This is a genomic window from Rhodophyticola porphyridii, from assembly GCF_003688285.1.
In the GTDB taxonomy this organism is placed as follows: Bacteria; Pseudomonadota; Alphaproteobacteria; order Rhodobacterales; family Rhodobacteraceae; genus Rhodophyticola; species Rhodophyticola porphyridii.
Genome location: NZ_RCNT01000001.1, coordinates 568,280 through 587,633, shown reverse-complemented (window position 1 = coordinate 587,633; position 19,354 = coordinate 568,280). Strand labels below are relative to the sequence as shown.

The 19,354-nt window shown below is 64.7% G+C and carries 18 protein-coding genes; 6 read left to right on the top strand and 12 right to left on the bottom strand.

Annotated elements, in window-relative coordinates; genetic code table 11:
• Nucleotides 1-53: 53 nt before the first annotated feature.
• The 4 genes from rpsD to D9R08_RS02970 form a co-directional block, all read right to left on the bottom strand.
• Nucleotides 54-674: a 30S ribosomal protein S4 gene (rpsD, locus tag D9R08_RS02985; protein WP_121896491.1), complete on the bottom strand. Its 621-nt coding sequence runs from the start codon at nt 672-674 to the stop codon at nt 54-56.
• Between the two features lie 161 nt (nt 675-835).
• Nucleotides 836-1,897: a Hint domain-containing protein gene (locus tag D9R08_RS02980; protein ID WP_121896490.1), complete on the bottom strand. Its 1,062-nt coding sequence runs from the start codon at nt 1,895-1,897 to the stop codon at nt 836-838.
• Nucleotides 1,898-1,996: 99 nt separating this feature from the next.
• Entirely contained in the window at nt 1,997-2,929 is a 933-nt protein-coding gene (locus D9R08_RS02975; protein ID WP_121896489.1) for a lipid A-modifier LpxR family protein, read from the bottom strand.
• Nucleotides 2,930-2,998: 69 nt separating this feature from the next.
• Entirely contained in the window at nt 2,999-5,278 is a 2,280-nt protein-coding gene (locus tag D9R08_RS02970; RefSeq protein WP_121896818.1) for an adenosylcobalamin-dependent ribonucleoside-diphosphate reductase, read from the bottom strand.
• Between the two features lie 106 nt (nt 5,279-5,384).
• Between D9R08_RS02970 and D9R08_RS02965 the strand changes: the two genes are divergently transcribed.
• A complete protein-coding gene (locus D9R08_RS02965; RefSeq protein WP_121896488.1) occupies nt 5,385-5,816 on the top strand; it encodes a DUF1489 family protein in 432 nt (143 codons plus the stop codon).
• A 60-nt stretch (nt 5,817-5,876) separates the two neighbouring features.
• Here the strand turns inward: D9R08_RS02965 and D9R08_RS02960 are convergent, their stop codons facing one another.
• Nucleotides 5,877-6,203: a hypothetical protein gene (locus D9R08_RS02960; protein WP_121896487.1), complete on the bottom strand. Its 327-nt coding sequence runs from the start codon at nt 6,201-6,203 to the stop codon at nt 5,877-5,879.
• Between the two features lie 137 nt (nt 6,204-6,340).
• Nucleotides 6,341-7,261, bottom strand: coding sequence for a calcium/sodium antiporter (locus D9R08_RS02955; protein ID WP_121896817.1), 921 nt, complete (start codon nt 7,259-7,261; stop codon nt 6,341-6,343).
• Between the two features lie 211 nt (nt 7,262-7,472).
• Here D9R08_RS02955 and D9R08_RS02950 point away from each other — a divergent pair, with 211 nt between their 5' ends.
• Entirely contained in the window at nt 7,473-8,801 is a 1,329-nt protein-coding gene (locus D9R08_RS02950; RefSeq protein ID WP_121896486.1) for a hypothetical protein, read from the top strand.
• Nucleotides 8,798-9,616 (top strand): COG3904 family protein, encoded by an 819-nt coding sequence (locus tag D9R08_RS02945; RefSeq protein WP_121896485.1) that lies wholly within the window; start codon nt 8,798-8,800, stop codon nt 9,614-9,616. Before D9R08_RS02950 ends, D9R08_RS02945 begins: the two co-directional genes overlap by 4 nt.
• 132 nt (nt 9,617-9,748) lie before the next feature.
• Here D9R08_RS02945 and nusB read toward each other — a convergent pair whose 3' ends face one another.
• The 5 genes from nusB to D9R08_RS02920 form a co-directional block, all read right to left on the bottom strand.
• Nucleotides 9,749-10,234 carry a transcription antitermination factor NusB gene (gene nusB, locus D9R08_RS02940; RefSeq protein ID WP_121896484.1) on the bottom strand — a complete coding sequence of 162 codons (486 nt, stop codon included), beginning with the start codon at nt 10,232-10,234 and terminating at the stop codon, nt 9,749-9,751.
• Nucleotides 10,231-10,779, bottom strand: a complete 549-nt coding sequence (locus D9R08_RS02935) for a 6,7-dimethyl-8-ribityllumazine synthase (RefSeq protein WP_121896483.1) — start codon at nt 10,777-10,779, stop codon at nt 10,231-10,233. The genes nusB and D9R08_RS02935 overlap by 4 nt, the downstream gene beginning before the upstream one ends.
• A complete protein-coding gene (ribB, locus tag D9R08_RS02930; protein WP_121896482.1) occupies nt 10,780-11,916 on the bottom strand; it encodes a 3,4-dihydroxy-2-butanone-4-phosphate synthase in 1,137 nt (378 codons plus the stop codon).
• Between the two features lie 158 nt (nt 11,917-12,074).
• Complete coding sequence (locus D9R08_RS02925; RefSeq protein WP_121896481.1) at nt 12,075-12,647, bottom strand: hypothetical protein; 573 nt, start codon at nt 12,645-12,647, stop codon at nt 12,075-12,077.
• Nucleotides 12,648-12,867: 220 nt separating this feature from the next.
• Nucleotides 12,868-13,458: a riboflavin synthase gene (locus D9R08_RS02920; RefSeq protein ID WP_121896480.1), complete on the bottom strand. Its 591-nt coding sequence runs from the start codon at nt 13,456-13,458 to the stop codon at nt 12,868-12,870.
• Between the two features lie 169 nt (nt 13,459-13,627).
• Between D9R08_RS02920 and D9R08_RS02915 the strand changes: the two genes are divergently transcribed.
• The 3 genes from D9R08_RS02915 (at nt 13,628) to D9R08_RS02905 (ending at nt 18,190) form a co-directional block, all read left to right on the top strand.
• Nucleotides 13,628-14,902: a capsule biosynthesis protein gene (locus D9R08_RS02915; RefSeq protein ID WP_233557189.1), complete on the top strand. Its 1,275-nt coding sequence runs from the start codon at nt 13,628-13,630 to the stop codon at nt 14,900-14,902.
• A gap of 86 nt (nt 14,903-14,988) precedes the next feature.
• Nucleotides 14,989-16,119 (top strand): polysaccharide biosynthesis/export family protein, encoded by a 1,131-nt coding sequence (locus D9R08_RS02910; RefSeq protein ID WP_233557187.1) that lies wholly within the window; start codon nt 14,989-14,991, stop codon nt 16,117-16,119.
• A gap of 4 nt (nt 16,120-16,123) precedes the next feature.
• Nucleotides 16,124-18,190 (top strand): capsular polysaccharide biosynthesis protein, encoded by a 2,067-nt coding sequence (locus tag D9R08_RS02905; RefSeq protein ID WP_407690586.1) that lies wholly within the window; start codon nt 16,124-16,126, stop codon nt 18,188-18,190.
• Nucleotides 18,191-18,250: 60 nt separating this feature from the next.
• Here D9R08_RS02905 and ribD read toward each other — a convergent pair whose 3' ends face one another.
• Nucleotides 18,251-19,354 carry a bifunctional diaminohydroxyphosphoribosylaminopyrimidine deaminase/5-amino-6-(5-phosphoribosylamino)uracil reductase RibD gene (gene ribD / locus D9R08_RS02900; protein WP_233557182.1) on the bottom strand — a complete coding sequence of 368 codons (1,104 nt, stop codon included), beginning with the start codon at nt 19,352-19,354 and terminating at the stop codon, nt 18,251-18,253.

Genomic DNA, 19,354 nt, shown 5'->3' with positions numbered 1-19,354 from the left:
AAAAGGGCCGCGCATGGCATGGCGCGGCCCCTGATCGTGCAGCGTCGAAACGCTCAGTTCTTGGCGTAGTATTCCACGACCAGATTCGGCTCCATATGCACCGGATAGGGCACATCTCCGAGGGTCGGGGTCCGCACGAAGCTGGCGGTCAGCTTGTTGTGGTCGACGTCGATATAGTCGGGCACATCGCGCTCCGCCAATTGAGTGGCCTCCAGAATCGCGGCCATCTGCTTGGATTTCTCGCGCACCTCGATCACATCACCCTCTTTCACGCGGTAGGAGGGGATGTTGACGCGCTCGCCGTTTACCAACACATGGCCGTGGTTCACGAACTGACGCGCGGCAAAGACGGTCGGCACGAATTTCGCGCGGTAGACCACGGCGTCCAGACGGCGCTCCAGCAGGCCGATCAGGTTTTCGCCGGTATCACCCTTGACCCGCTCGGCCTCGGCATAGATGCGGCGGAACTGCTTTTCGGTCAGATCGCCGTAATAGCCCTTCAGCTTCTGCTTGGCGCGAAGCTGGATGCCGAAGTCGGACAGCTTGCCCTTGCGGCGCTGACCGTGCTGGCCGGGGCCGTATTCGCGGCGGTTGACCGGGGATTTCGGACGACCCCAGATGTTTTCGCCCATCCGGCGGTCGATTTTGTACTTGGCAGACGTGCGTTTGGTCACGGCTGGTCTCCTTCCGATGCGCCGCCCGATGGCGGCTATGAAGGGCGTTGTCCTCTGGCAGAAGCCTGACAGGTCTCCCCTTGCGGGGGCCACCAACACCAATGAAAATCCCGGCAGGTGACCGCCGGGGATGGGTGCTTTTACTCAATGTCGGAGCGGTGTCAATGCCCCTGCGTCGCATGCATCAGGATCGCGGCCTCCGCGCGGCTGACCATACGCCGGGCAGAGGGGCCGTAATTGTGGGGATCCCGCAACAGGTCGGGGCGCATCTCGATCAGCAGATCCCGCTGCCGGGGTTCCAGATGATCCAATCCCATGAAGCCCGGATGGAAGGTCTCGACCTCCAGCCCGTTGGCCCAGATCACCTGATGCCGGTCCAGCATCAGATGCACGTAATGGGTTTCACGCAGCGAATGATCGACCGTGATGAACCGGTCGCCCACAAGATCGGCGGCGCGCACCAGAACCTCGGGCTCGCCCCACAGGTCCTGCGCAGCGCGACCCTTGACCAGCACCCTATGTTCGGGGGAGACGATCAGATCGTCATCGGGACGATCCACGCCAAGTGCGCCTACGCGTATGCGGATCGGCCGCTGCTCCGGCATCGCGAAAAGCCGTGCGCCGGACATGCGCCGATGGCCGGACCAAAGCACCTCCTGCGGACCGTCGTCACGGGTCAGCACCCTGTCGCCGGGGCCAAGATCCTCGATGGATGTATCGCCATTTTCGGTGCGGATCCGCGTGCCCGGCGTGAAGCAGATCACCGATGGCAGGCTCTCCCCCACCGGCGGCACGATACGCTGGCTGGCCTGCACGATCGTCATTTCGCGATTGGCGGGCGGCATGTTTTCGGGAAACAGCAGGATCGGCAGGCGGCCGTCTGCTGGCACCACCGGAACGACCGTGTAGAACCGGGCGCCGTCGGACAGGATGAAGGCTCCGCGAAAAAGCGGATCGGCGTCTTCCGCCGCGTCTTCCCTGGGTGTGGGCGCGGGATGATGCAACATCTTGCGGACGACCCGCGCGGCCCGCGCGCGCAACTCCGCATGATCCCGGCTTGCCCCCAGAAGCAGTGCTGCGCCATCGCCCTCAAGCGGCAGGGCACGACCGCGCCAGCGCCAGGTCATCCCCTCCGCCAGTTCTTGCGCCTGTTCTGCCGGAAACCCCTCGACCAGAGTCTGCGCCCATGAAATCATGAACGTGCCCCGAAAGCCCGTGCCCATCTGTCCCGCCTCTTGCGTGTCTTGTTTTTATCCGGCCTTTTCAGCCTGTTCTGAACAAAGGTTAACAGAATCGAATCAGTTGGGGAAGCGTCGTCTGTGCTAAAAGGCCCAGCCGAGCGTCAGCGAGCCGACAACCTGACCCTCGGGCTGGCCCACAAACTCCTCGGACAGGTAGGTCAGCCCGTAGAAGATGTTTGAGGCTCCGGTATCGTAATTCGCGCCCAAACGCAGGCGATAGCGAACATCCTCCACCTCGTAGCCGCGATCCGACGGCAGCAATTCCGAGCTGTCGACATAGGCGACATCGCCCCCGAAGAGGAAGGAAAAACCGCTTGGGTCCAAGCCGTTGACACCCGCGACGCGTTGCCCGGAAACCACATCGCGAACCCGCAATCCGCCCTCACCGAAGCTGCCAAGCGTCACATCGACTCCTGTGCGGGCCATGTTCTCGACCCCGGCCTGAAGCTCCACGAACGGGCGGATCGCACCGCCCGCAAAGTAGATATCACGCGCGACCTCCAATGTGCCGTGCAGGAAAAACCCGTCATCGACCTGAAAATTCCCGACATTCAATTCTGACAGGCTGAACACATCATGGATGTTGGATTGCAGGCTATCGAGCCCCGTCTGCTCACCGATCATCACCAGATCGGCGCCCGCGCTCACATCGAAGCCGGACCAGTCGAAGTGCAGATGCGCCCCGGCGCTGAGTATGCCTGCATAAAGCCGGTCTGCCGGGTTCGGGTTGGCCAGATTGCCCGGGGCCACGATCTCTCCGCGGAAGCGGTACTCGACCACATCGCCAACACGCGGGCTCAGTTGGCCTTGCCATTCCTCGCCGCGGATAATGGAAAAGGAGTAGGAGCCGGTGCGCCAGCGATCGCTGCCGTCGCCGATCCAGTCATTGGTGAACACCCGTCCGATACCAAGCGTTTCGCGCCCCTGTGCCAGGGCCGGCGTCATACCGCTGAGAATCGCAAAAGTCGTGAAAGCCGCAAGGCGAATGCCCTTTTCCATATCAAACTGCCCCATATCCTGCGCCGTCGTTTTGTGCGGCCTAAGCAAAATTTCGCCGAAATTAGCACGAGTTGTGCATTACGACTAGCCACATTTGGAATAACCGCAATCAGCGCATGTCAGGCATCCTTCGATCATTCGCATCTCGTGACTGCCGCAGGAGGAGCAGACAGGTCCCCTCGGACGCCCGCCCATTTCGATCACCCTGGCCTGCGGATCGGCCTTCAGGCCCATCCCCTCGCCGTCGATGAAGCCGATGGAAATAAGATGGCGTTCGATCACGCCACCGATGGCCGCAAGGATAGAAGGTACGTATTTTCCGTTCATCCAGGCACCGCCGCGCGGGTCGAACACGGCCTTCAGTTCCTCCACCACGAAGGAGATATCGCCGCCGCGCCGGAACACCGCCGAAATCATCCGGGTCAGTGCCACGGTCCAGGCGAAATGCTCCATGTTCTTGGAATTGATGAACACTTCGAAGGGCCGGCGGTGGCCGTTCTGCACGATATCGTTGATGGTGATGTAGATCGCATGGCTGCTTTCGGGCCAGCGCAGCTTGTAGGTCTGCCCCTCCAGCGATTGCGGCCGGTCGAGCGGCTCGGAGATATAGACCACCTCGCCTTCCTGTGCGATTTCGCCGACCTTCGATCCGGCCGTCTTTTCCTGCGCCTCCGACACGCTGAGAACGGAGCCCGTCACGTCATTGGGCCGATAGGTTGTGCAGCCCTTGCAGCCCGTGTCCCAGGCCTGCATGTAGACATCCTTGAAGTCCTCGAAGCTGATATCCTCGGGACAATTGATTGTTTTCGAGATGCTGCTGTCGATCCAGCGCTGTGCGGCGGCCTGCATTTTCACATGATCGGCAGGCGGCAGGGTTTGCGCATTCACGAAATGATCCGGCAGATCGATATCGCCGAATTTCTCCCGCCAAAGCTGAACGGCGTAATCCTCGACCTCTTCCTCGGTCCGGCTTCCGTCCCGCTGGAGCACCTTGCGCGTGTAGCTATAGGCAAAGACGGGCTCGATACCCGAGGAGACATTGCCCGCATAGAGCGAAATGGTTCCGGTGGGCGCGATGGAAGTGAGCAACGCGTTGCGGATGCCATGCTCGGCGATGGCCTCGCGGATATCCTCATCCATGCCTTCCATATTGCCGGAGGCGAGAAAGCCCTTGGCATCGAACAGCGGAAACGCGCCTTTTTCCTTCGCCAGATCGACCGAGGCGAGATAGGCCGCGCGCGCGATCTGATGCATCCACTCCTCTGTCTGCGCCGCGGCGGCATCGGAGCCGTAGCGGAGCCCCAGCATCAGAAGCGCATCGGCAAGCCCGGTAACGCCCAGACCGATCCTGCGTTTTGCCTGCGCTTCACGCGCCTGCGCCTCCAGCGGGAACCGGGAGGCATCGACCACATTGTCCATCATCCGGATCGCCACGCGAACAAGATCGTCGAGCGCGGTCTCGTCCAGACGGGCGGCGCTCTCGAACGGGTCGCTGACAAGGCGAGCAAGATTGATCGAGCCAAGCAGACACGCGCCATAGGGTGGCAGGGGTTGTTCCCCGCAGGGATTGGTCGCCGCGATATCCTCGACATAGTTCAGATTGTTGGCGGCATTGATCCGGTCGATGAAGATCACACCCGGCTCGGCATAGTCATAGGTCGACTGCATGATCTTGTTCCACAGATCGCGCGCCTGCACCGTGTGGTAGACCTTGCCGTCAAAAACCAGATCCCAGGATCTGTCGTCCTTCACCGCATCCATGAACGGATCCGTCACAAGGACCGAGACGTTGAACATCCTGAGCCGTGCAGGGTCGGATTTGGCGGTGATGAAATCTTGGATATCCGGATGGTCGCAGCGCATTGTGGCCATCATCGCGCCGCGCCGCGAGCCCGCCGACATGATCGTGCGGCACATCGCGTCCCAGACATCCATGAAGCTCAGCGGTCCCGACGCATCGGCCGCCACACCTTTCACATCCGCGCCCTTGGGCCGGATCGTGGAGAAATCATAGCCGATCCCGCCGCCCTGCTGCATCGTCAGCGCGGCCTCCTTCAGGTTGTCGAAGATACCGCCCATGCTGTCGGGGATCGTGCCCATCACGAAACAGTTGAAAAGTGTCACCGAGCGGCCGGTTCCCGCGCCCGCAATGATGCGACCCGCAGGCAGGTATCTGAAATCCTCAAGCGCGGCATAGAAACGGTCTTCCCAAAGCTCCGGCTCGGTCTCCACACTGGCCAGGGACCGGGCGATCCGGCGCCAGGTGTCTTCGACCGTCTGGTCGATCGGCGTGCCATCCGCCTCTTTCAGGCGATACTTCATGTCCCAGATCTGCTCGGCGATCGGGGCGGAGAAACGGGACATCGGCAGCATCTCCCTTAACGCGGCGGGGTGACGAAATTAACAGTGATCTGTGGATAAGTCCACCAAACCTTGTGGCCTTTGGCGGTGGACGGCTAGATATATAGGTATGGCTGCAAATCTCAATCTCATCAAGCTTTCTGTCGGGACGGACCATGTGGAGGGTCTGGCCCGGTGGCAGGCGAGCCCCCGCGCGCAGGGCCCCGACGGCTTGCCGCGTCATGTCACACGAATGTGGCCCAAACGGGCGGCGGAGCTGCTTGACGGCGGCTCGATCTATTGGGTTATCAAGGGCGTGGTTCTGGCCCGCCAGCTGATCCTGCGGCTGGACGAGGTCGATCGCGGCGATGGCATAAGACGCTGTGGCATCGTGCTGGACCCCACGCTGGTGCGCGTGGAGGCCACCCCGAAACGCGCCTTTCAGGGGTGGCGCTACCTGCCGGATGCGGACGCACCGCGCGACCTGAGCAAGGGTCGACAGAACGAGGAAAGCCTACCACCCGCCCTGCAATCGGCGCTTGCGGAAATAGGGGTGCGCTGACGCCGCGGCGGTGCGGTTGTCAGACAGAGACGTACAGCGATCCGCCCGATCGGTTACCCCTTAGCGGCGGTCATCCGCATGAATCGGGATCGGTACCTGATTCAGGGCGGTCATATCGTCCAGCACGGGAAGGTCATCGCGTTTGCCGCCATCGGCATCGTCATCCTCCTCGCCCATCGTCATGATCTGCATGCCGATCTGAACCGAGCCGAAGGTGATCGTGCAGAGGATCACGAACACCGCCAGTGCGATCGGCCCCTCGGTGGTGTGGGTCACCAGATGCCAGATATTCGCGATGTTGAAATAGAGCACCATGCCGGTGAAGGTGCAGGCGATCAGAAAGCCGTAAAAGGCGTGGCGCAGAATGAATTTGATATGGTCAGGCATTGGCACGGATCCTTCTTCATTCACCTTCTAACGTAGCAGCCCGGGGTCAGGTTGCAAGAACAGGCCGGCAAAAACGCGGCAGACAGGCGCAGGTTCGCGAACGCCCCGGCGCCTCGCCCATTCGCGGCCCCTGCCGATCAGGTGGCCAGCCAGCCGATATAGCCCAGATAGGCCGCCAGCATCGCAGCCCCGGCTCCGCGCCCGATGCGCGGCCGGACCAGAAGCAAAAGCAGGCACAGGCCGGCCCCGAGGAACAGCGCCAGATCCATCGCGGCGATATCGGCGGGTACATCGATGGGAAACACCATCGCCGTCACTCCCAGAATGCCAAGGATGTTGAACACGTTGCTGCCGACGATATTGCCAAGCGCCATGCGCCCCTGCCCTCGGATCGCGGCCATCACGGTAGCCGCCAGTTCGGGCAGCGATGTGCCGACCGCCACCAGCGTCAGACCGATCACCACCTCGGACACGCCAAGACCGCGCGCCAGATCGACCGCGGCCGTCACCAGCAGATGCGCACCCCAGATCGTCAGCGCGATCCCGCCCAGGGCAAGACCGGCCGCGCGCCAGAGAGGCGGCGGCAAAAGGGTAAGCTCGGGCTGCTCGCCAGGGGCCCGCCGCGCATCGCCCACCGCGCGCCAGAGATACGCCGCCAACAGCACCAGAAGCGCAAACCCCGCCAGACGCGAAACCTCCCCCAACAGCACAAGGCCCGCGCCCAGACCCGTCGCCAGCCCCAGGGCCCAAAGATCAAGCCGGGGCACCGCTCCCGCGGGCGTTACCGGTGCGATCAGCACAGCCAGAGCGAGGATCAGCAGAATATTGGCGATGTTGGAGCCGATGACATTGCCGATCGCGATCCCGGCCGCGCCCTGCCCTGCGGCTTGCAGCGAGGTCACCATCTCGGGCATCGACGTGCCGAAGCCCAGCACCACCACCCCCACGACAGCAGGCGTTACTCGCATCCGTTGGGCGAGGCCGACGCCGCCCCGCACAAGGATTTCACCACCGGCCAACAGCAGAAGCAGGCCAATCAGGCACATAATCACGGTCATGAAAATGGGATACTCCACCGCCCGGCTGCGCCAATCGCCATTCCGGCCCTGCGGCGATGCAGAGATTTGATCGCCCGGGGACGGCCACAAGGGGTGCGGGAAAAGAAATCTGGGATATGGTTGCTGGATCGGCGCGGCCGTGAGCGGCCCCGACGTGTTTGGGATTCGCGCCGGATCGGCCTATATCCGAAGGCCTGGACAGGAGAGCCCGATGAGCGAGACGAACCACGACCGCAGCACCAAGAGCCACGGCCTGCGCCACGCGCGGGAGCTTGAGGGTCATCTGACATGGCTGGACAGTTTTTCGGGGGCGGCGCTGGCGGTGCTGGCCACGGCCTCGGGCATCTACACCTATCTCGGTGTCTCCTCGCTTCTGGACGACACCGGCGCGCTCAGTTTCTTTGCCGCCACGGCCTATTCCATCGCGGTTTCGGTCGGGATTTTCGTCTTCTGGTCCTATCTGCTGCGGCTTCTGCCCGCGATGCGCACGGCAGGCTCCAAGATCAAGCTGATGGGCGCGATGGCGCTCGGGTCACTGGCGATCATCGCCATGTCTTCCTGGCTGAACGCCGCCGCACTGGCCGGGGCGGCGGCGGTGGAGCAGCATCTTGCCCAGACCGTTCAGGAGTATCAGGGCGCGCTGGAAGAGGCCCATGACATCGCAATCAGCGCGCAGGCGCTGGAACGCGACGTGGCGCGCGTCCGCCAGAGTTTCGAGGATCTGAGCGAACAGGAGGCCGCGGGCGATCTGTCCGGTCTTGCAGGCCGGGGCGCCGTTTTTCGCGTGCTGCGCCAGAAATCGGCGGAGCTTGCCGCGCTGGAGCTTCAGATCGCCGAACAGGGCCCGCTGATCGAAGGCGCGTTCGACGAGGGCAACGCAATCCTGAGCGACATGCGCAGCCTCACCGTCGCACCTGGCGCGGTGGAGGCCCGATCGGTCGCATTTTCCGAAGAGGCCGTGCGGCTGGCCGGTATCATCACCACGATGCGCCAGCTTTCGGTGGCTCCCCTCGTGGACCGGGCGGCGGAAGATCTTTCCGCATCAGTCGTGCTGCCCGAGCTGGACGGCCGGACCACCGACGGGCAGGCCGCGCAGGCCAGCACGATCACGTCCGTGCTTGAAGTTCTGCAACTGCGCGCGGCCTCGCTGGAACAGGCCGCCGAGCAGGTGCTTGCACGCCCGGCCCCGGCAGAGACGACCTACCGGCCGATTTCGACCGCAGATGCGGTAATCCTTTATGCCGGCAATTTCGTTCCGTCCTGGGCCGGGGCTATCGCGATCGATCTGCTGCCGATGGTTCTGGTCCTGATCCTGATGGTCACCCATGGGGCGATCCGTTCCGGGCGCGGCGATGTTCCGGCGGAAGACACGCTGACGCTGGCAGAATTGCGCGCGGCCCTGCACGCGATCCGCGATGTGGAAGAGGCCATGCATCCGCAGCCAGCCAGCACGACCCCGGCCAGAGCACAGACACCCGCCCCATCGGAAGAGGCCGAGCCACCCAATGTTCAGCCGCTGAAACCCGGGCCGACGCGATGAGCGACCGGGCGGACCGGCCGTATCCGCGCCCCGGCAGGGACTGGACGACGCGCCGCGCGATCCTGGCAATCCTGGCGCTGCAGATCGCGATGGCCGTGGTGCTGGCCGGTCGGGATCTGGTGGCGGCCCTGCCCGATCTGATCTCCCCCGCGCGCCAGCCCACGCTTGATACACCCGTGGCGCCCGGCGACCAGACCCGCCGTTTCCGCCCGGGCGATCTGCCCGCCCGCCCAGCGGTTCAGGACCCGGCGCGCCAGACCCGTCTGCCGGATCCGGGGCGGATGCCCTCGCGGCTGCAATTCACCGCCGGGGGCGATGGTGTGCTGCTCCTGACCGGCGCGATTGCACCCGGCGATGCGGCGCGGTTCGAAGAGGTCCTGTCCGGTCCCGATGGCACCCCGTCGATTATCCGCCTGCATTCCACAGGCGGGAGCGTCGCCGACGCGCTGGCCATCGGGCGGGGCGTCCGCGGCGCGGGGATCGCGACCGTGATGGAGGCCGGCGATATCTGCCTGTCGGCCTGCCCCTATATCCTTGCAGGCGGGGTCTCCCGGACGGTGGACGACGCCGCGATGGTCGGTGTCCATCAGCATTACTTCGGCGAAAACACGGCGCTCCCCGCATTTCTGGCGGTGGAGGATATCCAGCGCGGACAGGCCGAGGTGATGGCCCATCTGGATGCGATGGATGTAGATGTACGCATGATGCTGCACGCCATGGCCACCCCGCCCGACGAGATCTATATCCTGCTGCCCGAGGATTTGCTGGGTTACCGGATGGTTTTTGACCCCGCCGCGGACGGCGCGGATGGCTGACCGGCACTCGCCCCGCCACGCCCACCCTGGCGCCGATCCTCGATGATTGCGGAAGCGCTCTGCCCCTCGCCCCCCTCCGAACACATCCTTCGCCTGCAGTAAGCGGGTAGGTCGGAGGGTCCCGCGCCGGCTTCAGAACGCCTCCGGCCGGGCCTCGCGCGCCATGTGATCAAGCACCGCATTCACGAATTTGGGTTCGCGTCCCTCTGGGAAAAACGCGCGCGCCACGTCGACGAACTCGGTGATCACCACCTTTGGCGGTGTGTCCGCCTCCACCAGTTCGGCGCCGGCTGCGCGAAACAGCGCTCTCAGCGTCGGGTCGATCCGGTCGATCGGCCATGTCGCGACAAGCGCCCGGTCGGTCATCTGGTCGATCTTGGCCTGCCGGTCCACCGCGTCGTCCAGCAGCTTGCGGAACAGATCCACGTCGCCCTCGGCCATCTCCTCACCGTCGATCGTCTCACCGAAGCGGAAGCTCTCGAACTCCCGGCGGACCACGTCCACGCTCTGGCCCGAATGCTCCATCTGAAACAGCGCCTGCACGGCATAAAGCCGGGCCGCCGATTTCATCTGGCGTTTCTGGTCTCGGCTTGGCCCATGGGGGCGGGGGGAGGTCATGCGGTGGCCGGTCCTTCGCTTTTGCCCGCGACCTGAATGCTATCACCGCGCGGCTTGAATCCGATGCCGCCTTTAGGCTTCCCGAAGCGGCGCGTCAACGCGATGAGGTGCAGGGCCGCCGCCGCGGCCCCGCCGCCCTTGTTCATTCCTGAAGGATCGGCCCGGCGCGCGGCCTGATCATGGTTTTCCACCGTCAGGATGCAATTACCGATACAGGCTCCGCCCATCCCCAGCATCGTGATCCCGCGATTGGATTCCTCGCACACTGTCTCGTAATGGGTCGTCTCGCCCCGGATGACACAGCCAAGCGCCACGTAGCCGTCGAAATTGGACTGCCGATGCGCAATCCCGATGGCCACCGGGATCTCCAGCGCGCCGGGCACCTCGATCACCTCGTAGCCGGCGCCGGCCTGCTCCAGCATGGCCGTCGCACCGGCCAGCTGATCATCCGCAATGTCCTTGTAGTACGGCGCGATGACGATCAGCAGTTTCACCGGCTCGTCAAACTCCGGCAGCGGCAATTCGTGATGGGTGGTTCCGGCCATCTATCCGATCTCCGAGATCTTGCGGGTGTCGGTGATGTTCAGCCCGTAGGCCTCCAGCCCCACCACCTTGGGTTTCGGCGAGTTGGTTAGCAGGATCATGTCCGACAGCCCGAGCGAGGACAGGATCTGCGCCCCGAGACCATATTGGCGAAGTGTCTGCGGCGAGACTTCGCTTTCCGCACTCAGCTTCATGTTCAGATCGCGCAGCAGCACCAGAACACCGCGCCCTTCCGCCGCGATCAGCTTCATCGCGTCGCCGAACTCGCCGGCCCGGCCCGCACCGCCGGTACCCACCACATCCAGAAGCGGATCCATTGCATGCATCCGCACCAGAACCGGCGCATCGGTCGAGATATCGCCCTTGATCAGGACGATATGTTCGGCGCCCTGGGTCTCGTCGGTATAGATCCGCAGAGTCCATTCACCGCCGAATTCGGAGGTGATCTTCTGTTCGTTGCGCACCTTGACAAGATTGTCGTGACGCCGCCGATAGGCGATCAGATCGGAGATCGTGCCGATCTTCAGGTTGTGGCGCTGTGCGAAGGCCACCAGATCGGGCAGCCGCGCCATGGAACCGTCCTCGTTCATGATCTCGCAGATCACGCCCGACGGATTGAGCCCGGCCAGCCGGGAGATATCCACGGCGGCCTCCGTATGACCCGCACGGACCAGCACACCACCATCGCGCGCCCGAAGCGGGAAGACATGGCCGGGGGTTGCGATATCCGCCGCGCCCTTGCCCGCGTCGATGGCCACGGCCACGGTCCGCGCGCGGTCATGGGCGGAGATCCCGGTGCTGACCCCCTCGCGCGCCTCGATCGAAATGGTGAACGCGGTCTCGTGCCGCGAAGAGTTGTAAGACGACATCAGCGGCAGGCCCAACGCGTCGATCCTCTCTCCCGGCAGCGACAGGCAGATCAGACCGCGCCCGTGGGTCGCCATGAAGTTGATCGCCTCGGGCGTGGCCATCTGCGCCGGGATCACCAGATCGCCCTCGTTCTCGCGATCCTCGTGATCGACCAGAATGAACATCCGCCCGTTGCGAGCATCCTCTATGATCTCCTCGATGGTAGAGACGGCATCGGACCAGTCCTGCTCGACCGGGCCGGGTTTTTCGAATGGGATCGGATCAGACATGCACGTTCCTCCGGGGCGGGCTTGGGGCCCAGATATCGCACCAACCGCCACCTGACCAGTGCCCGATCCGCCAAAACACTGGCCGGACACGACGTCACCCGTGCTCGGGGCGTGGTGGCCCTGCTCACTCAGACGTGCCGGAGATCAGCGACGCGCTTTCAGCCCTCGGGCCGGAAGAACCGGTCAGCAGACAGAACGCCGGCCATCTGCGCGGCACCGCACCAGTCCCGCTCCACGCTGGTCGCGGCCACCAGAACGACGCCATCGGCGGGCAGCCTGACATCGCGCAAAGTGGTTGTGAGACGGTCCCGCATCGCCGACCAGCTTTCGGTGAAGCCCGGTGCCACATCGGCAAAATCGATCAGGCCACGGTTGCTCTCCAGAACCGCCTGCGGATGGGCCGGCCCGTAGATGGCCGCGATCCGCCCCGCGCCACCCTCAAGCGCGGCCAGCCGGTTGCGAATGGCATCGGGCACCGCGATCCGTTGCGGGCGCAGCTCCAGCGCGTTGCCGGAAAAGAGGAACCCCACGATATCGCGCCCGGATGTCGCGCGGATCGTCGCATAGGTCGTGTAATCCAGACCCAGACGTTTCGCGCGGGCGACCCGGATCCGCACGATCTGCAGCGGGAGCTTTGGCAGAAGCTCGTGGCGCGCCTTGCCCCAGGCGTGCTTGCGAAAGCCGAAACCCGGTTCCATACTGGGTCCGCCGTTATGCCCGATCCCGCTCATACTTCGCGCTCCGTCGTCATCCATGCAACCGCGTTTTGCGCGGCAAGAACCGCCGCCCTTTCGTCCGCATAGAGCCCGCGCGGCGCATCCAATCTTCGCCGGCCATGGGCATCCTCGGGGTCACGACGGTGCTCGGCCCGGCAAGCGCCACCACCAGTGCCTGGGATATCCGCGCTTCGCTGACCGATCGCGCCATTGATTGACCGGGTCACAACCGGCCTCATCCGCCCCACTCCTGCAGTCGCGCGACATAGCGGGCCAGCGTATCGATCTCCAGGTTGATCGCGTCGCCGACAGCCACATCGCCCCAGGTCGTCACCTCCTTGGTATGCGGGATGACGTTGACACCGAAGGTGGCCCCGTCCACCTCGTTCACGGTGAGCGAGGTGCCGTTCAGCGCGATCGACCCCTTGGGCGCGATGAACCGGGCCAGCGAATCGGGCACGCGAAAGCTCAGGCGCGTGCTGTCGCCCTCATCCTCCATCTTCACCAGTTCGGCCACGCCATCGACATGGCCGCTGACGATATGCCCGCCCAGTTCGTCGCCCACCTTCAGGGCGCGTTCAAGATTGATCCTGCGGCCCTCGGTCCAGCCGCCGATACTGGTCCGGGATACCGTCTCGGCGGAGATGTCCACGTCGAACCAGCCGGGCCCCAGGGCCACCGCCGTCAGGCAGACGCCGTCACAGCAGATCGATGCGCCGATATCGATGCCGCCCGTATCATATCCGGTACCGATCCGCGCGCGCAGGTCGCCGCGATGCTCCAGCGTCTGGACGGTGCCGATATCGGTGATGATACCTGTAAACATGAACGCTCTCTCCGTTTGCCCTTCTCACCTAGCCGTCGTCCGGCAAGGGGGCAAGTCACGCCCTCGCCTTATTGAGGGCCAAAACCAACCGTAAAACCGCCAAGCCCCTATGAAAACTTGTATCAAAGCAGTAGGTTCATCACGGCGAGCCCTTTCGGGGATTACACGGTTGCAGAAAGTATTCCTGTTCCTTCAGGGTCCGCACGGGCCATTCTTTCACGGACTTGGCAAGAGTTTGCGAGCCGCGGGTGCCGATGTCTGGCGCGTGGGGTTCAATCAGGGTGACAGCGCGTTCTGGCACCATCGCGAAAGCTACATTCCCTATACCGGCACCATAGCCGACTGGCCTGATCGGCTGCGCCAGCTAATCGCCGAAAAAGACGTGAGCGATCTGGTTCTCTACGGCGATACCCGGCCGGTCCATGCCGACGCCGTGGCCATTGCGAAATCGCAGAACATTACCGTGCATGTCTTCGAGGAGGGGTATCTCCGCCCCTATTGGGTGACCTATGAGCGCGGCGGCGCCAACGGGCATTCGAGGCTGATGAACACCTCCGTCGCGCAGATGCGCCGCGCGCTGAAAGATCTGGATCTGGATCTTCCGGACACCCCCTCCAAATGGGGCGATATGCGCCAGCACATGTTCTATGGCGCGCTTTATCACTGGTTCGTCATGTTCCTGAACAGGCGCTACCGGAACTTCCGGCCGCATCGCAATATCCCGGTTTCGCGGGAGCTATGGCTCTACCTGCGGCGTCTGGCCTTCATGCCGTTTCTCTGGCTCGACCGGGTGCAGGCCACATGGCGCATACGCCTGGGCGGGTTCCCGTATCATCTGGCGTTGCTGCAACTGGAACATGACGCCAGCTTTCGCGATCATGGCCCGTTCGACACCATGTCCGATTTTCTGGCACTTCTGATCGAAGGTTTCGCGCAAGGCGCGCCGACCCATCACCATCTGGTCTTCAAGTCCCACCCGCTGGAGGACGGACGCGTTCCGATCCGCAGGGATATCCGCCGGCTGGCCCGCAAACACGGTGTCGGCGACCGGGTTCACTTCGTACGCGGCGGCAAGCTCGCGCGGCTTCTGAACGACGCGCGCAGCGCGGTGACGGTGAACTCCACCGCCGCGCAGCAGGCGCTTTGGCGCGGATTACCGCTCAAGGCGTTCGGCACTGCCGTCTATCTCAAGCCGGAATTCGTCTCGACCCAGTCGATGGAGGCGTTTTTCACCAATCCGACCCGCCCCGACAGCCGGGCCTATCGCGATTACAGGCATTATCTTCTTGAAACATCGCAGATCACCGGCAGTTTCTATTCCGGCAGCGGCCGGCGGCAGCTTTTGCGCCAGGTGGTCGACATGATGTTGTCCCCGGAAGACCCGTATGATGCGCTTGATGCCGGTCGACCGGCCCATCGGCAACACCTTCAGGTGATCAAATAACCGAAAGGCTAGCGCGGTTTGCGCAGATAAGCTAAAGTCGAAAAAAAATAAACTGAGGCAGTTTCAGGCAATAAGGAGCCACTTCCGTGAAATTACTGGCTTCCCGAGGGGCGCGCATGGTCGCGCTTTCGGTTGTTGTATCTATCGTCGCATCCTGCGCGTTGCCTCGCTCGGGCCCCAACCGCAATGAATTGTTTGCAGGTTCGGTCCAGCGCGAGGGCGATGCCTTCGTGGTCGAGGTGAACCAGAGGGTGATCGCCGCCACGTCCATTGTGCCCGCGCTCGGCTTCAGTCAGGCGTTCCAGAATGCCGGCCCCACCTCCACCGAAGTGATCCGCCCGGGCGATGTGCTGGGGCTTACGATCTATGAAAACGTCGAAGACGGGCTGCTGGCCGGTCAGGGCACCAACTCCGCCCTCATCAACGAGGTGACGGTGGATGGGGCGGGTTTCATCTTTATCCCTTATGCGGGCCGCATCCGTGCCGCGGGCAACACACCCGAGCAGCTTCGCGAGATCATCACCCGCAATCTGGACGAGCAGACTCCCGATCCCCAGGTTCTCGTGCGCCGCGAAGCGGGCGATGGCGCCACCGTATCGATTGCGGGCGCAGTCGGCGGACAGGGCATTTATCCGGTGGAGCGGGCGACTCGCACCCTGTCGGGCATGCTGGCCGCCGCAGGTGGCGTCAACGTGGAACCCGACATCGCCCAGATCACGGTGGTGCGCGGCGCACATTCCGGCACAATCTGGTTCGAGGATCTCTACGCCAACCCTCAGTTCGACATACCGCTGCGCGGCGGCGACCGGATCCTGGTGGAGGAAGACAGCCGCAGCTTCACCTCGCTCGGAGCGACCGGCACACAGGCGCGCGTGCCCTTCGACAGCCAGACGATCTCCGCCATCGAGGCGATTGCAACCGTCGGCGGGTTGCAATCCAACCTCGCCGACCCGACGGGCGTTTTCGTCCTGCGCAACGAACCCGAGGAAATCGCCGAAAGTGTGCTCGGCCGCAGCGACCTGATCGGCGCACAGAGGATGATCTATGTGTTGGATCTGACGGCGCCGACCGGCATGTTCGAAGCACGGGATTTCGTGATCCGCGACGGCGACACCGTTTACGTGACCGAGGCGCCGTTCACGCAGTGGAACAAGGCCCTGAGTGCACTAACCGGGACGCTTGGCACCGCCAATTCGATCGCCGGCCTGGCCGAGTAGGCCGGTGCCGGGTGACGGGCGTCGCGACATCCCCGCCGGGTCACCCAACCGGCGGGGATTTCATTTCAACGCCGGCTTTCTGACCAATGCGCGCGTGCGGCGCATTCTGTCCCTTTCGGGATATGACCTGAAGATCGGCAAACCCGGGCCGGACGATGACGTGCTGGTCTGGGGCCATTCGCCCTATGCTCCGCGAGGCGAAAAGGCCGCCGCCGCCACCGGCGCGCATCTGGTGCGCGTGGAGGATGCGTTTCTGCGCTCGCTTCATCCGGGCCGTGCGGGCGAGCCGCCCCTTGGACTGACAATCGACCGGCGCGGCGCCTATTTCGACAGCACCCAACCCTCCGATCTCGAACATCTGCTGGCCAGTCACCCGCTGGATGACACCGCCTTGCTGGACCGGGCCCGCGATGCCATAGCCCGTATGGCCGATGCGCATCTGACAAAGTATTCCGCCGTCGATCCCGGCATCGAACCGCCCGATCCCGGCTATGTGCTGGTCATCGACCAGACGCGCGGGGATGCCTCAATCAGGCTTGGCGGGGGCGATGCCGACACGTTCCGCGAGATGCTCTACTGGGCGGCGGAGGATCACCCCGGCGCGCCTCTCCTCATCAAGACCCATCCCGAAACATCTGGCGGTCATCGCGCCGGACATTTCAGCGCGACGGACCTCCCCGAGACGGCGACGCTCTTCGACGCGCCCGTCTCCCCCTGGCGGCTCATGGCGCACGCCCGCGCGGTCTATACGGTGTCCAGCCAACTGGGGTTCGAGGCGATCCTGGCCGGACACAGGCCGGTGGTGTTCGGGCAACCCTTCTACGCGGGCTGGGGCCTCAGCGACGACCGCCAGCCGGTCGGGCGCCGCCAGCGCGCGCTGACCCGCGCGCAACTGGCCGCTGCCGCGCTGATCCTCTACCCGCGCTGGTACGACCCCTATCGCGACCGGCTGTGCCCGCTGGAGGATGTTCTGGGTGCGCTGGAGGCACAGGCCCGTGCGTGGAGAGGCGACAGGGCCGGGCATGTCGCCATCGGCATGCGCGCCTGGAAACGCACTCATCTGCAGGCGTTCTACGGCAGATCGGGCACCCGGTTGCGCTTTGCGGCGACGCCAGCGGCCGCGGTGGCCATTGGCAGGTCCGTGATGGTCTGGGCGGGTCGCGAAGACCCGGCCCTGCGCGAGGCCTGTCTCTCGGCGGGGCTGCCGCTCTCCCACGTTGAAGACGGGTTTCTGCGCTCCCGCGGGCTTGGCGCCGATCTGGTGCCGCCGCTCTCGCTGGTCCGGGACGATCTGGGCATCTACTACGATCCGACCCGCGAAAGCCGCCTTGAACGGCTGATCACGGAGGTCTCGGGCTGGCCTGCCAAACGTCTGGCCCGGGCCGAGGCGCTGGTGGCCCGGCTGACGGCGCTCGGTCTGAGCAAATACAATCTGGGCGAGGTGCCCGATCTGCCCGAACCGGACACACGCAGGATGGTGCTGGTACCGGGCCAGGTGGAGGATGATGCCTCGATCCGGCTTGGCGCGGGCGAGGTGCGCAGCAATCTTGACCTGTTGGAAACCGCCCGCCGCCTGCATCCCCACGCGATGCTGGTCTACAAACCCCACCCGGATGTGGAGGCCGGCCTGCGTAGCGGCGCGGTGCCCGCCGAGGCGCTCGCCCGGCTGGCCGATGTCGTGGCCCATCGCACGGATCCCGCCGCTCTTCTCGCGCGGGCCGATCGGGTGGTGACCATGACCTCGCTTCTGGGATTCGAGGCGCTGTTGAGGCAGGTGCCGGTCACCGTATTGGGCACGCCCTTCTATGCAGGATGGGGCCTGAGCAACGATCTGGGGCCGGTGCCCGCCCGGCGGCAGGCGCGGCCCTCGCTCGCCGCGCTCGCCCATGCCACTCTGATCTCCTATCCGCGCTATCTGGATCCGGTGACGGGCCTGCCCTGCCCCGTGGAGATCGCGGTGGAGCGTCTGGCCACGGGTGAGGGTCTGGCGGGGAAACCGGGTTTGCGGGCATTGGCAAAGCTGCAGGGCTGGTTCGCGGGTCAGGCCTGGATCTGGCGGGACGGACACTGACGCGACCTGCGCACGCAACCGGCAATAGAAAATGCAGAGACCGGGGCGAAGATACCGGGACTAGACGGGGCCGCGGGTCCAGCGATGCAGGATGTCCGGGCCGATGGCACGGGTGTCACGCAAGATGAACCGCGGCGCCTCGCCAAGCGCCGCAACCCCCATCGCGCCGATTGCGGGCTGGCCTTCGGCGCCAAGCGCGATCCCGGCGGTGAACCCCACCAGATCGTCCACCAGATCCGCCGTCAGCAAGGACGCCGCCAACGCCCCGCCACCCTCGCAGAAAACCCGCGTCAGCCCTTCGCGCCCCAGTGCCTCCATCACATCGGAGAGGTCCAGTTGCCCCCATGGGGCGGTGGCGCATGGGATCAGCCGCGCGCCCCTGTCACGCCAGGCCGCCTGCACCCCGCCTGCGGCATCCTCCCCGTGACATAGCCAAAGCGGCACCTCGTGGGCGTTTTGGGCCAGGACGCTGTCGGACGGAAGATCGAGCCTGCGGGAAATCACGACACGAACCGGTTGATGCGCGACGCCCAGCCCCCGCACGGTCAGGTTCGGATCATCGGTCCGGACCGTGCCTGCGCCGACCATCACCGCATCATGGCGCGCGCGCATCCCGTGGACCGCGCGGCGCGCCAGGTCGCCGGTGATCCAGCGGCTTTCGCCGCTGGCCGTCGCGATCCGCCCGTCGAAGGAGCCGGCAAGCTTCAGCGTCAGGGCCGGGCGACCCCGCGTGATGCGGCTGACAAATCCCGAATGTGCCCGCGCCGCTTCGTCCCGCAGAACACCTTCGGTAACCGCGATCCCCGCGTCGCGCAGCCGCGCAACTCCCTGTCCTCTGGTACGAGGGTCCGGATCCTCCATGGCGACAACCACCCGCGCGACCGAAGCCGAGATCAACGCCTCGACGCAGGGCGGGGTCTGGCCATGATGGGCACATGGCTCAAGGCTGACATAGGCCGTCGCGCCCCGTGCCCCTGCGCCTGCCTGATCAAGCGCCCGGGGTTCGGCATGAGGGCGCCCGCCCGGCGCTGTCCAGCCCCGGCCAAGCACCCGTTCGCCCTTCACGATCACGCAGCCCACAGCCGGGTTGGGCCAGGTCCGGCCCTGACCGCGCGCGCCAAGGCTGAGCGCAAGGCGCATCCAGCGGGCATCCGAGCCTGTCAC